Source organism: Marinobacter sp. AL4B, from assembly GCF_019916045.1.
In the GTDB taxonomy this organism is placed as follows: Bacteria; Pseudomonadota; Gammaproteobacteria; order Pseudomonadales; family Oleiphilaceae; genus Marinobacter.
On sequence record NZ_JAILWZ010000010.1, the window covers coordinates 1 to 15,876 of the forward strand.

Consider the following 15,876-nt stretch of genomic DNA (forward strand, 5'->3'; position numbering starts at 1 on the left):
GGCTGAAACCCCGATCACCGAAAGTGTGAACGAAAGCGGTCTGGCAGGCGGTTCGACGTCGGGTGATGACAGCCAGATTGCCACCGGCACGGTGACCTTGCCGGCTGGAGTGGAAGCGGTGCCGCAGACCAATGTCAGCACTGAGCACGGTGAGTTCAGCATCGATAAAGATGGCAGCTATACCTACACGCTGACGGACACCACCTCGGGTGATGCCGTTACCGACAGTTTTGAATACACCACCCAGGATGCCGATGGCAACACAGTCACCAACACTGTAACCATCAGCATTGTGGACGACGTACCGGTTGCGCAGGACGATACCCACAGCATTACTGAAGATGCGACACCGAATCCGGTGAGTGGCAACGTGTTGATCGGCGGCGTGGCCGCCGGTGATGCAGCGGATACCCAAGGCGCTGACGGTGCCGAAGTGACCGGAGCCCAGGCGGGCAGCGTTGCTGGCCCGGTCGCCGACGGCAACCTGGCCACGGCCATCAGCGGCCAGTACGGTACGCTGATTCTGCAAGCCAACGGCAGCTACACCTATCAGCTGGATAACAGCAACCCAGCGGTCAATGCCCTGAAAGATAACGACACGCTGGCTGATACCTTCAGCTACACCCTGACCGACGGAGACGGGGATCAGTCCACCGCGACGATCACCATCACCATCAACGGCAACACCGATGGTGCGCCCGCCGTAACCATCTCCGACAACAACGGCGCCGAGCTTGGCGAGCACAGCATTGCCGAGAACGCGGCCAGCCCTATCACCGGTAGCTTCACGGTGACGGCACCGGATGGCCTCAAGAGCGTACAGGTAGGTAGCACAACTCTGACACCGGCGGATCTGGCCGGGTTGTCACAGACCACCCCTGTTACCGTGAACGGTACAGAGGGCACGTTGACCCTGACCGGCTATAACGCCAACACGGGCGAGATCACCTACGAATACCTGCAGTCGGGCACCGCCAAGGATCACAGCGCAGGTGATAACAGCGTGAGTGACAGCTTCACCATCACGGTGACCGACAATGCCGATGTCACGTCCAGCGACGCGCTGGATATTCTGATCACCGATACCGCCCCGCTTGCAGAGGATGACGCCAACAACATCACCGAAGACAGCACTGTGGCGGCTAGCGGCAACGTGATTGGCGGCGCGAGTGCCTCCGCCAACGATGCCGCGGATACCGTGGGCGCCGATGGCGCTACCGTGACCGCCATTGTCAGCAACAATGTTAACGGCAATATGCCCAGCACCAATGCTGATGGCGACCTAGTGATTGACGGTGAGTACGGCACCCTGACCATCAAGGCCGATGGCAGTTACGACTATGTGCTGAATAACAACAACCTGAACGTACAGGGCCTGCTGGCTACCGAAAGCCTGAGCGAGACGTTCACCTACACCCTGACCGATGGCGATGGGGATACCGCGGACGCGATCCTGGATCTGACCATCAACGGCGCCGATGATGGCGTGACCGTCACGGTACCGGCGGACACCGCCGCGACCACGCAGGATGGCGACAACACTGATCACGTCGTCTTTGAAAGCGGCTTGGTCGATGGCTCGAACCCGAGCGCAGCCGATACCCAGGTCGACTCCAGCTTTACCCTCACGGCGCTGGATGGCCTGGCGGCCGACGGTGGTGTGACGCTGGCGTACACCAACGTGAACGGCGAGGCGCGCACGCTCTCACTGAGCAAGGCGCAGGTTGAAGCGCTGGCGACTCAAAACCAGACGATGGACACCCAATACGGTGAATGGGTGCTCAATGGTTACAGCCAAGCAGCCGACGGCACCATCACGATTGATTACAACTACACTCTGGAGCGTGCGCCGCAAGTTGCCGGTGACGATACCCGGGACAACATTGCCATCACGGTAACCGATCGCAACGGCGATACCGACAACCAAACGCTGGGCATCAAAGTGGTCGATGATGCGCCGACCGCAGCCGACGATGCGAATGCCATCGCTGAAGATATAGCTTCGGTAACCGGTAATGTGATTGGAGGCAGCAATGCCTCCACCAACGATGTTGCTGACACAGTGGGCGCGGATGGCGCAATTGTCAGTGCCATCGTTAGCGACAATGTGGGCGCTAATGCCTCGACGACCGACCTCAATGGTAATCTGGTAATTGAGGGCGAGTTCGGCACGCTGACTATCAACCCGGACGGCTCCTACACCTACGCGCTGGATAACAGCAACCTCGCCGTTCAGGGTTTGAGTGAAAATCAAACGCTGACCGACATCTTTAACTACACCTTGACCGATGGCGACACAGACACGGCCAGTGCCGATCTTGTGATCACCATCAACGGTACCAACGACGGTGTGACACTGGACGTGCCGGTGGACACCAGCGCGACCACACCGGATGGCGACACCAGCGATCAGGTGGTCTTCGAGAGTGGACTGACCGGCGGCTCCAGCCCGAACGCGGCCGACACCCAAGTTGCGTCCAGCTTTACCTTGAAGGCGCTGGACGGTTTGGCGGATACCGATGCGGTCACCATTGCCTACACCGATGCGAACGGTGATCCGGCCAGCCTGGTGTTGACCAAGGCTCAGGTCGAAAACCTCGGCACAACAAACCAGACGGTCACCACCCAGTACGGTGACCTGGTGCTGAACGGGTATAACCAGGCGGCAGATGGCACCATCACCGTCGACTACGAATACACCCTGAAGAACGCACCGTCCGTCGATGCGACCGATGTCAGCGACAGCTTTGGCATCACGGCCAAGGATGAAGACGGTGAAACCGCGACGCAGAATCTCGGAATCAAGATCGTCGACGATGCGCCGACCGCGGCTGATGATGCCAACAGCATCACCGAAGACAGCAACGTGGCGGCCAGTGGCAACGTGATTGGCGGTGGCAACGCCTCCGCTAACGACGCCGCGGATACCGTGGGCGCCGATAGCGCGACCGTCAGTGCCATTGTTAGTGACAATGTGGGCGCAAATACCTCGACCACTGACCTGAACGGTAATCTGGTGATTGACGGCGAGTTCGGTACGCTGACCATCAGCCCGGGCGGCTCGTACAGTTACGAGCTGGACAACAATAATGCGGATGTTAATGCGCTTAAAACCGGCGCTAGCCTAGCCGAAAGCTTCACCTACATCCTGAAGGATGGGGACGGAGATACAGCAACTGCCCAGCTGGATATCACCATCAACGGCAACACCGATGGCACCCCAGCCATCGTGGCCAATGATGAAAATGGCGCCGGCGTGGATGGCCGCATTACCGTGAAAGAAAGTGGCCTGACGGACGGCACCGATGCGGCGAGCAACAGTGAAGCGGCGAACGGTACCCTCACGATTACGGCGGCGGATGGCTTGCAGAGCATTACCGTGGGTGGCGAGAGTTTTACCCTCGCGCAGCTGAATGCGTTGGCGACAACACCACAAACGGTTGCGGTGGATGGCGGCACTCTGGAACTGACCGGCTTTACCTCCAGTAGCTCGGTAGGGGGCGTGCCGACGGCAGGCGCTCTCGACTACACCTACACCCTGACGGGCGAGCAGGCGCACAACGGGGCCAACGATGACGCGCTCATGCTGGATATTCCGCTGAGCGTGACCGGCGCGGGCAACGCCACCACCAATGGCACCCTGACGGTGCGGGTGGAAGACGACGAGCCGCAGGCGTTCGCCGACACCGGTAACGTCACCGAAGGCGCAACCCTGACCGTAACGGCCACCGATGGTGTGCTGAGCAACGACACCGCCGGTGCCGATGGCTGGGCCACGGCAGGTGCCGTGGTGGGGGTGGCGGCCGGAAATACCGGCACTGCGTCCAGCGGCGGCGTGGCTGGCCGCATTGATGGCCAGTACGGCTACCTGACCCTGAACGCCGATGGCAGCTACGAGTATGTCTCCACCGCCGATGCGGTTACCGGCGACGAGCAAGACGTGTTCACCTACACCGTGCGCGATGGTGATGGTGACGAAAACACCGCGACGCTGACCATCAACGTAGCCGATGTCAGCCTGGCTGAAACGCCGATCACGGAAAGTGTGAACGAAAGTGGTCTCACCGGTGGCTCCACCGCAGGTGATGACAGCCAGATAGCCAGCGGCACGGTGACCTTGCCGGCCGGTGTGGAAGCGGTGCCTCAGACCAACGTGTCTACCGAGCACGGCGAGTTCAGCATCGATAAAGACGGCAACTACACCTACACGTTGACCGATACCACCTCTGGCGATGCGGTTACCGACAGCTTCGAGTACACCACTCAGGATGCCGATGGCAACACGGTCACCAACACCGTGACCATCAGCATCGTGGATGACGTACCGGTGGCGCAGGACGATACCCACAGCATTACCGAAGATGGCACACCGAACCCGGTGAGCGGTAACATACTCGTTGGTGGCGTGGCTGCGGGTGACTCTGCGGATACCCAAGGAGCTGACGGCGCGACCGTTACAGGTGCCCAGGCGGGCACGGTTGCTGCGGGCAGCCATGTTGCCGATGGCAACCTGGCCACGGCGATCAGCGGCCAGTATGGCACGCTGATCCTGCAAGCCAACGGCAGCTACACCTATCAGCTGGATAACAGCAACCCAAACGTCAATGCCCTGAAAGATAACGACACGCTGGCTGATACCTTCAGCTACACCCTGACCGACGGAGACGGGGATCAGTCCACCGCGACGATTACGATTACTATCAACGGCAACACCGATGGTGATCCAAGCGTGACCATCGCCGACAACAACGGCGCGGAGGCGGGTGAACACAGCATTGCCGAAGACGCGACCGACTCGATCACCGGTAGCTTCGCGGTGACGGCACCGGATGGCCTCAAGAACGTGCAGGTGGGTAGCACAACGCTGACACCAGCCGAATTGGCAGCGCTGAACACCACGCCCCAGACGGTCACCGGCAGTGAAGGCACCTTGACTCTGACTGGCTATAACGCCAACACGGGCGAGATCACTTACGAATACCAGCAGTCGGGCACCGCCAAGGATCACAGCGCGGGTGATAACAGCGTGAGTGACAGCTTCACCATCACGGTGACCGATAATGCGGATGTGACCTCCAGCGATGCGCTGGATATTCTGATCACCGACACCGCCCCGGTAGCGAACGCCGATGCCGGCACCGTCACCGAAGACGGCGCGGTGCTGGAAGGCAACGTGATCACTGACGCAGGCAGTGGCCAGGATGCCATCGGTGCCGATACGACGAACGTCACCGGCGTGAGCAAAGGCAGCGCCACGGCAGAGCAAAGTGGCAACGTGGGTGGCACCGGCGTGGCCGGTGATTACGGCACCCTGGTGTTGAACGCCGACGGTAGCTACAGCTATACCCTGGATGACGACAATGCCGCTGTGAATGCACTGAAGGACGGTGAGACGCTCACCGAAACTTTCAGCTACACCATCAAGGATGCAGACGGTGACTGGAGCACGACCACAATCACGCTCACCATCGATGGAAAAACCGATGGCACGCCGAGCATTGTGGCTGACGACACTACCGCCGGAGTGGATGGTCATATCACCGTCAAGGAAAGTGGTCTGACAGACGGCACCGATGCGGCCAGCAACAGTGAAGCGGCGAACGGTACCCTCACGATTACAGCGGCGGATGGCTTGCAGAGCATCACCGTCGGCGGCCAGAGCTTTACTCTGGCCGAGCTGAATGCCCTGAGTGCCACTGCTCCGTCGGCGGCGATTGCCGTGGCGGGCGGCACTCTGGTGCTGACCGGCTTTACCGCAAGCAGCACCGTGGGCGGCGTGCCGACGGGTGGCACCCTCGACTACACCTATACTCTGACCAGCGAGCAGACCCACAGCGGTGCCGAAGATGCAGCGCTGACTCTGGATGTTCCGCTGAGCGTGACCGACGCGGGCGATGCCACCACCAACGGCACCCTGACGGTGCGGGTGGAAGATGACGCGCCGACTGCAGTGAATGACAGCGATTCCGTCCCCGCAGGCAGCATTGAAGACATCACCGGTAATGTCGTTAGCAATGACACCCAGGGTGCCGATGGCTCCAGTGTTACAGCCATTCTGAGCGGCACCACCGGCACTGCGACTGCCGTACCGAGCATCGGTACACAAACCGTTGATGGCACCTACGGCAAGCTGACCATCCATTCCGATGGTTCATACACCTATGCCCGCAATCCCGGCAGCGAGGGTGGCGTTCAGGATGTCTTTACCTACACCTTGAGCGACGGTGATGCCGACTCCTCCACTGCTACGCTGACCATTGATATTGCCGACAACACGCCAACCACATCCGTACCGGCTGCGGGTGGCGCGATGACCGCCGTTTATGAGTCCGGGCTGAACGACGGTACCGAAGCCGCCACCAGAAAGGAAACCGTCAGCGGCACCATCAGCTTCACGGCAAAAGATGGTTTGAACAGCACGGACCCGATTACGCTGGGTAATCATACGCTGACCACCAGTGACCAAACCTTTGCTGACGGTCTGACCGCGCGATACGAGCACAACGTCACCACCGGCGAAGGCACAATCTATTACAGCTTTACTCTGCCAGCAGAGACCAACGGCGATAACACCAGCGCCGATTTCGCGCTTGTAGTCATCGATGCCGACGGCGATTCCGCACCGGCCAGCAATCTGGTCATCAGCATTGTGGACGATAAGCCAGTCGCTAGGGTTGATTTCGGCGATGTGACCGAGGGCGCCACCCTGAACGTGGACGCCTCCAGTGGCGTGTTAAGCAACGACACCGCCGGTGCTGATGGCTGGACTAACAATGGCAATGCCGTGGTGGGTGTTGTTGCAGGTGCAGGCGCAGCAGCAGAAAATGCCAATGTGGGGCAGGCAATCGCCGGAACATACGGCACGTTGACCCTGAATTCCGATGGCAGCTACACCTACGTATCTACCGCCAATGTGGTAACCAGTGACGCGCAAGATGTGTTCACCTACACCGTCAAAGACAATGACGGTGACCTGGTGGAAACCACACTCACCATCAACGTGGCCGATGTCACCGGCACACAGGTGAAAACCACCGGCAACGTAGATGAAGCCGGCCTGGCGAATGGCACCGAGGCGGCTGCCGATAGTGAAAGCATCTCCGGTGGCAACCTGAACCTGCAGCCGGGGTGGACCGTGACCGAGGCTCAAAGTGGCAGTACTACTTTGGGTTCCTGGACGATCAAGACAGATGGCACCTTCGACTACACCCTGAGCCAAGCTACCGCAGATGGTGCAGGGCCTGAGACTGACACCTTCAGCTACACGGCCAAAGACCAATACGGCAACACGGTGACCAACACCGTGACCATCACAATTGCGGACGATGCACCGCTGGTTGCCATAAGTGGCACCTCGCCGGGTAGCGTCACGGTAGATGAAAGCAACTTTGCGGCAGGCAGTGTGAGCGCTACCGATGCGGACTTTGTTAGCGGCGTATTCGATATTAACTACGGCGCCGATGGCGCGGCCATCACGGAAGGCACCGTTTACAGCCTGAACGTAACGAATGGCACCGCCAGTGGTGTGACTGACACTACCAGTAGCACCGATATTTATCTGTTTATGGATGGTACGGATGTCGTGGGGCGCGTTGGTAACAACGCCAGTGGAACTGAAGCCTTCCGTATCGTCATTGACCCAACCACCGGTGCGGCAACGTTGACTCAGAGCCGGGCGCTGAAGCACCCGAACCAATCAGATCAAAACGATCTGCTTAGTTTGGCGGACGGAACGGTTCAACTGGTTGCGACCGCCACCGATGGTGATGGGGATGCCGCCAGTCAGTCGGTAAATGTGGGCGGTAAGTTCAGCTTTAAGGATGATGGCCCGTCCATCACCGCAGCTCCGGCTGACGGATTGGTTGATGAGGCCTATTTGGCAAGAGGTAGTCAGGGAGAAGACGCCAGTAAGACTCAGATTGGTAACAGTCTGAATGTGGATTTCGGAACGGACAGTGCGGGCAACGTTGAATTTACTCAGGGATCAAGTGATTCAACAACGGCCGGTTTGACGGCTATTGGCCTGCAGTCCGGTGGCGAAGACGTACTTTATTTGGTTAGCGGTGATGGTCACACTCTTACTGGTTACACGCAGAGTGGCGGCGCAAATGACCCTGTGTTTACCGTACAGATCACTGATGCCACCGGGGCACCGGGCTATCTGTTCACGCTAAGCAAGCCTATTGATCACCTTAATAGATTCGGTGATTCCGTGAGTGGATTGGATCTTCAGTTTGAGCATGTTCGGGTGACTGACGGCGACGGAGATCCTTTGGAAACCGACTTCACCATAACCGTCATGGATGATGCTCCTGATCCGAATCAGGCGCAATTGGTGGCTGTGCAGGAAGACAGCTTAAATAATACGTTTAACACTAATGCTGATGCGACGGGAAGCAACACGGTTATTGGCGATGGCTCCGGCGGTACGGTCGCGCCAGCCCATGGCACAGCCACTGTAAATCCTTTAGGCACCATTACTTATGTGCCTAAAGGAAACTACAGTGGAGAGGATACGTTTACGTATACCACGACCACTGATGACGAAGAGAAAACCTACACGGTCACGGTGACCGTGACACCCGTTGCCGATGCGCCTACGCTCAGCGTCGACGCAACCGAGATAGGTACTGAGGAAGATACCGCTGTAGCCCTTGGCCTGAATGCACCCGTGATCGCCGATAATACGGATCAGAACGGTGTCGATGATGGCGATAACCCGGAACGGTTGGGCGAAATCACCTTGAGCGGCCTGCCCGAGGGGGCCCTGTTGACCTATGGTAGCTCCAGCTACACGGTTGATGCCAGCGGCAGCGTGACCATCGCACTCAATGATGGTCAGCATATCAATGGCCTGATTTCCGGCCTCACCATGTCCAAGGCCGATTTCGAGGCGATGACAGTAAAGCCACCGCTACACGCGAGCGAAAACTTTACCGTCAATATGGCGGTGACCAGCTTTGAGGTGGATGCCTCCGGTAACAAATTGGCCGGCGTGGCGGGTGCCACATCCAATATCAGCGTGGCTGTTAAGGTGCAGGCTGTCACCGATGATGCCGAGCTGGTGTTTGATACCAGCAAAACCACCGGAGATGGGGTGAGTTACGGCGGCACAGATGGCAATACAGAGGCTACCGTCACGATTAAAGAAGACACTACCTTTAACTTGAAAAACATCCTCAGTGCCAGTTTTGAGGATCTGGATGACTCGGAGGTGCGCTCGATTACCCTCGAAAATACCACGGGGCAAGCCATTTTGGTGAACGGCCAGCAAGTGGCAAACGGTAACAGCGTCACCATCAATGACAAATCCGGAACGAATGGCCAGACGGGTGATATCAGCAGCTTCCCCAATATTACCGTTGGTGGGGTGGGTGATTTCAGTGGGGATCTGAATGGCATCAAGGTGACGATCAATGCGCAGGATAAGGATGCCGATGGTTACCTGAACCAGGCAGGGCCTGTAGATGGAATCGCTGAAGCGAACACTACCAACAACAGTATTGATCTTAACCTCAAGGTGACACCTGTTGCCGGAGATGTGCAAGCAGGCGATGTCAGCACGCAAGAAGATACTCCGGTCAGCTTTCTTGAGAATGTGGCCGTGACAGACACTGGCACCGGCTCTGAGGTGATTAACTCCGTTTCCTTTGGTGTGCCTGCAGGGTGGGAGGTGTCGCCGCCAGCTTCAAGCGCAGGTTGGAGCACTAGTGGTGATGGCATTAGTGGAACCTACACAATTACTTTCAATGATGATTCTGGCGCTGGCACCGTTTTGACTGAGGGGCAACGCGAAGCAGTGCTCGATAGCTTCACCATTACCCCACCAGCGCATAGCAGTGCTGATGCCACCATCGAGTTATCGGTGACGACCACAGATACGAACGGCAGCGATTCGGATACGAAAACGGTCACCAGCGCGGAGGTGCCGTCATTAGCCGTTGGCATCACCGTTGCTCCAGTAGCCGAACGGACTGATACCGACTCCAATAGTGACGGTTTCAATGATGTCACCATGACCAACGGGCGCGATTACACGACACCGGGAAGTGAAGATCAGTGGTTCACATTGGGCACAGAGAGTGGGTTTAGCCTCAAGGACAACTGGTCGAATGAAGACCAAGACAGCTCAGAAGAGACGTTCGCGCTACTGATGCCCGAACTGGTGGATGGGAACGGCGTACAAACCGGTACTTTAGGTAGCCAGTTCCGATATTCGACCAATGGTGACACTACAGATGCAGGCGGAGACTGGGTTACGCAGATCTTTGGCGGGGATGCCATTGAAGTGCCGGTCGAGTACCTCGACACGCTGCAATTTTTGGCGCCCCCCGAGTTTTCCGGGCAGTTCAAAGTGTTGGTGCAGACTTTGACCCGCGATACTGATCCTAATGACGGTACGGTGGTCGAAGCCATCAGTGGCAATGCGGAACTAACCAATGTTTTGATTAAACCGGTTGCCGATACGCCGACATCCACGGTCACCGCTCGTGTCACTGGCAACGAAGATGACACCATGAACTTGGCCATCCGGCCGAGCAGTTCGGACTCTTCAGAAACCTTTATCGTAACGATCGATGCCGTTCCGAATGGGGCGGAAATCGTATACGACGGTGTCTCGCTAAAACCGGGTGCGACCGGGTTGCCATCAAATATAAATATTATTGACAACGGTAATGGCACTTGGAAAGTGGCGATAGAGGAGTTTGATCCGGTCGAAGGCGGAAACATGACCATTACTTCGCCACAAGATTCCAACACACCGTTTGATCTGCAAATTGGCGTAAAAACCGTCGACAAGCTCGAACTTGATAATGGGGATATCGAAGAAAATGCATCTGCGAATATTGATCTCACTATCAAGGTCGCACCGAAGGGCGTAGCTGACCCAGCAGACATCGAGGTAAAACCCGTTGCTGATCAGAATTTTGAAGAGGCGACGCTCGATGCCAATGGCGGAGTGATGCTAAGTGAACTGCTGAATAAAACTGGCCTGACCGATGATGATGGTTCCGAGGTTCTGACCTTTAAAATCGGTAGTTTGCCGACTGGATTCGCCGTTGAAGGAGCGACATTTGTTGGCAACGGACAGTGGAGCTTTGCAGCAGCGGATCTCAACTCTGTCAAAATCACCACGCCGGCGAATTTCAATGGTACGGCGGAATTTACCCTATTCAGCATAATCACTGAAAACGACGGTGATTCCCGAACGGACCAACACGCCGTAAGTGTGAAGGTAACCCCGTCGCCTGAGGCAGCGATGGTGACCAGCACGTCGCTAAACGAAGATGAAAGCGCACGGCTGGACTTCGGTGTGAAGCACCAAAACGGAGATATCGATGAAATCATCAGCTCCGTTTGGATCAAAGCGGCCGATGTGGACAACCAGGCCAATTTTACTCTCACATACGGTGCCAATGGCGCGACGCTGGTGGGCGGCGAACCCGGCGTAATCAAAGACGGTGGATGGTACAAACTCACGGGCGTAGCCATTAACAATATTTACGTGGAAGGCAGCGAAAACTGGCATGGCAATGTGAGTTTTGGTGTGCGTTATGAAGTAACGGACCCTGCAGCAGATGCTACGGTAGCAGATGTCACTGAAAACGCAGCTGACAAGACCGACGAGATCTACACGGTAACCGTGAATCCGGTGACCGACGCGCCAACCTTAACCGTCAATGCCGGGCAAAATATCAGCTTAAGTAATCCAGGCACCGAAACCGTAGACCTGAGCATTGGTAACAATGCCGCTGACTACGATGGCAGCGAGGTGCTCACTCGCATTCTGTTGAGTCAGGTTCCACAGGGTGTTGTGGTAGAGGGTGCGGATTACATTGGCAATGACCAGTGGCTTTTCATCACCAACAAAGCGTTTAGTGGTGAGCTAAGCGAGCAGCTCACTCTCAAGTTCCAAAGTAGCGCTGGCAACTTAACCAATCATGAAATCAACATCACAGTAACGACCGAGGATGCAGGGAACCAGCAGCTGGAAACTGACAGCGAATCGATTTTTGTGTCTACCAGTTATGCCGGGCCGGGTGGTGACCAGCCGGCTGAAATAATTGAGTGGCTTGACAACAATTATGAGCCGACAGAAGACACCGTCTTTAATCTGAGCGAAGCCGTAACAGGTCAGATTCAAGATGGAGTCACTGATAACGGGTTTACAGTCACCTTGAGTGGACTACCCGCAGGTGCGTCAATTACGGGAATGACCGCGACCGTCGTGGGCGGCTCGACTGTCTGGACAGCGTCAGGGCAGGGTGGAAACACCCAGTTGCAAGCCTTGCTTGATAGCATCGGTGTTACACCACCTGAAGATTGGAACGGAACCGACGGTCCGTTTGAATTCACGGCAACACTGACCACATTCGTGCCTAGTGGCAATCGATCGGATGCAAATTTAAATTTGTCGCAGCAGGTTGTTCCCGTCAGTGATGAGCCCGATGTGGCCGTCACGGCGCCAGATGTAAACGAAGGCAGTGACCTGGTGTTCACCTTTGATGTTGGCAATGCGGCTGATGCGGGTGATTGGGCCTTAGTGGACGGTAAGCTTTATTTGCAGCTCGATGATAGCGACGTGAACGGTGGAGGCACGTTGCTCGATGCAAATGGTGACCCGTTGATTTCTGAGGCGGTGTCGGGTAAATCCTCGTTAGGCTTACCGGATGGTACTTACTATGTGTTGAATGGGGTGACACCGAATACTGCGGTTGACGTTCGGTATCGGGCGAACGGCAGTCATGCTGACGGCTCGGTGACGATCAACAGCTGGATCGAAAGTCAGGAAACTGGCGCCGCAACATCGATCTTTGGACAAGGCACGTCGGTGGCCACGATCAAACCCGCAAACAGCGGATACGATTTTGCTGTGGCCGATGCAACGGGCAATGAGAATCCTGAGCAACAGGTTGCGGCCGATAAATCCAATCTCATCAAACTGAACGTTACTGACGGTGGTCTGGTCGATGACGATGGCTCAGAAAGTGTTGGCACAGTTCTGCTAGCTAATCTGCCAAATGACTTTTTGGTATACGTGGGCAACGATGCCAACGATGCGACATTAGCGAGTCTGTCGAACAATGCAGGCGGGGATGGCGTTACCAACAGCTGGCTACTTGGAAATGGCCAGATTCCTCCTTACGTCGCCATTATGCCACCGCAATACTGGAGCGGGACCTTGTCAGACATGCGCTTGCAGGTGATTTCTGGCGAAGGTGGGCAAGTCAACACGGTCAGTGAAGAAAGCTTTGCGCTAACGGTGGAGGCGGTTGCGAATGGCGTGACGCTGGACCCAACCCCGAGTTTCGGGGATGAAGGCAATATCATTCCATTAAACCTGAATCAGGAGTTTCTGGATTCCACCAAGGTCGGGCCGGATGCGGGAAGTTACCAGGATCAATCCACCGAATCGCTCACTTTGGAGTTCCGTGGGTTGGGTGAGAATGCTGCGTTCTACATTGAGCAAACGCTGATCAGCGATGGCAGCAGTTCGGTTGCTGTCGCTTATAATGCGGGTGCAGACACATACACCATCAGTGGGTTGTCGTCGGCGCAAGCGGATGGGCTTGGTTTTGTGCAGGCAAAAAATGCTTTGGGTACCGTCGAGGTACGAGGGCAGACTGTAGAAAGCGCCGTGCCTGAAACGCCTTCTAACTGGACCGGTTGGGAAGAAATTACCATGACGGTGACTGAGCAATTTGGAACCGCTGGAAACGACGATTTGCTTTGGACTGGGCAGTTAATTGATGGCCGAGGAGGCGATGACACCATCCAGCTACGCTTTAGTGAAAGCCTGAGCACAAGTGACTTGGTGACTAACCTGGACAACATCGAAGCGATTGGTCTCGGTATCAATGGGGCCAATACGATCGGCGGAGTAAGTGACGGGTTGAGCGCTCAGGACGTGCTGGATATGACCGATGACCGCAACGTGCTGAAGATTGACGGTAGCACAGAGGATTCGGTGTATCTAAACACGAACGAGTGGACGGAAGGCGCTACCGATGGTGGCTATGTCACATATACTCATAGCGTTAGCGGGGGCGGTGACGCGACGTTGTTAATCGCAAAAGATATTGTGCTTGTGGATTAATTAGCCTTCAGCGTCAACTTACTAAAAACCTCAGCCGTCACTGTTCCAGTGTACGGCTGAGGTTTTTTTCTGTTTCATTCTGGTCGGGAGTGCACTCACCTGATCAAAATCCCTTCAAGATGCGCAAGTTCAGTAATACCAAGCCTTCCAGCCGTGTGTCCTTACCTTGCTAACACAGTTTTCCACAGAGTTTGTGGGTAACCGTATTGTGTTATCCCCAACGATCCTAAAAAAATGCCCGATTTTGCTTGCTTTTGGGCGGAAAAAACGGGTGTTTCGATATTTTTATGGTCTGCTCTAGGCCCTGGTTAAATTACCTACAAATTCCGCAAGCCCGCTGATAGAGCGGTTGTAGCCTATGTGTCCTTACCTTGCTAACACAGTTGTCCACAGAATTTGTGCGTAACTGGCTAGGGTTATCCCCATGGTGGGCGGTAAACGATCATTGGCTGTGCATTACTTCAAAGAGCTCCCTATTTTGTGGGTTTTGATGTGTTAATCTCTACCTTGGTTAAATTACCGACAAATCTCTATGACCCGCTCGTAGAGCGGTTGTAGCCTATATGTCCTTACCTTGCTAACACGGTTGTCCACAGTATTTGTGAGTAATTAACAGAAGGAAAACCTTTTTATGACTGAAAAACCGGCCAAGCCTGTTTCGGCTTCCGCCATTGAGAAGCATGTGTATAAAGTGTTTCCCAACGATATGAACTCACACGACACGGTGTTCGGGGGCATGATCATGGCTAAGTGCGACCGTTTGGCGTTAGTTGTGGCCGAACGGCATTCGGCGCACGTTTGTGTGACCGCTGCGGTCGATTCTATCCACTTTCGCGCACCGGCAAGGGGTAAGGATACCCTGTTGTTCAGTTTGACCTTGAACCGTAGCTGGGGCTCTTCAATGGAGATTGGTGCGCGGGTGGAAGCGGAAAACAGCTACACCGGTGACGTTCGGCACATCTTGTCCGCGTTTTTCACTTTTGTGGCTGTAGATGAAGAGGGTAAACCGGTGGATGTCCCGGAAGTGATTCCCGAAACGAGCGAACAGCGCCGGCGTTATGCAAACGCTGAAATACGAAGGGCCGGGCGCCTGCAAACACGTGAGCAACTTACCAAGGCGAATAGCTGAGTAAAGTCGCATATTAAGCCCAGTCGTGGTATATCACGGCCACGGTGATCAACTTATATTGGAATAGGTGACATGCCAAAAGCGAGTGAAATTAAAAAGAACCAAGCGGTTGAATTTGATGGACGTGCGTTTTTCGTAAAAGACATCGAGCGTTCGGTGCCACAGGGCCGTGCCGGTGGCAGCCTTTATCGTATGCGTCTTTATGATGTGGTGACTGGTCAAAAGGTAGACGAAACCTTTAAAGATTCAGACATGTTGAATCTCGCCGACCTGGTTCGCCGTCCGGTTATGTTTTCTTACGCCGATGGCGACGAGTTCGTCTTCATGGACAACGAAGACTTCACTCAGTACATGCTGAATAAAAGCGCTATTGAAGACGAGCTGCTGTTCATTACTGAGGAAACTCAGGGCGTGATGGCTATTCTGGTGAGTGATACCCCGGTGGCCTTGGACTTGCCGCCTACGGTTGAGTTAGCCATTGAAGAAACAGATCCCTCTGTGAAGGGCGGTTCCGCAACGGCTCGCACTAAGCCTGCGCACCTGACCACGGGTCTGGTTGTGCAAGTGCCTGAGCACATTTCCACAGGCGACCGTATTAAGGTCAACGTGGAAGAACGTAAGTTCCTGAGCCGGGCCTGATAAACTCGGG

Annotated in this window: 3 protein-coding genes; all 3 read left to right on the plus strand. The window is 55.7% G+C overall.

Annotated features, from left to right (window positions below; genetic code table 11):
- Positions 1 to 25: 25 nt before the first annotated feature.
- Positions 26 to 14,098, plus strand: coding sequence for a VCBS domain-containing protein (locus K5L82_RS02130; RefSeq protein WP_223132991.1), 14,073 nt, complete (start codon positions 26 to 28; stop codon positions 14,096 to 14,098).
- A gap of 631 nt (positions 14,099 to 14,729) precedes the next feature.
- Entirely contained in the window at positions 14,730 to 15,227 is a 498-nt protein-coding gene (locus tag K5L82_RS02135) for an acyl-CoA thioesterase (RefSeq protein WP_133004759.1), read from the plus strand.
- Positions 15,228 to 15,299: 72 nt separating this feature from the next.
- Positions 15,300 to 15,866: an elongation factor P-like protein YeiP gene (gene yeiP, locus K5L82_RS02140; RefSeq protein WP_223132992.1), complete on the plus strand. Its 567-nt coding sequence runs from the start codon at positions 15,300 to 15,302 to the stop codon at positions 15,864 to 15,866.
- Positions 15,867 to 15,876 lie beyond the last annotated feature (10 nt).

Excerpts from the sequence above, each read along its gene's own strand:
- yeiP (WP_223132992.1), top strand. The coding sequence starts at position 15,300 with ATGCCAAAAGCGAGTGAAATTAAAAAGAACCAAGCGGTTGAATTTGAT.
- K5L82_RS02135 (WP_133004759.1), top strand. The coding sequence starts at position 14,730 with ATGACTGAAAAACCGGCCAAGCCTGTTTCGGCTTCCGCCATTGAGAAG.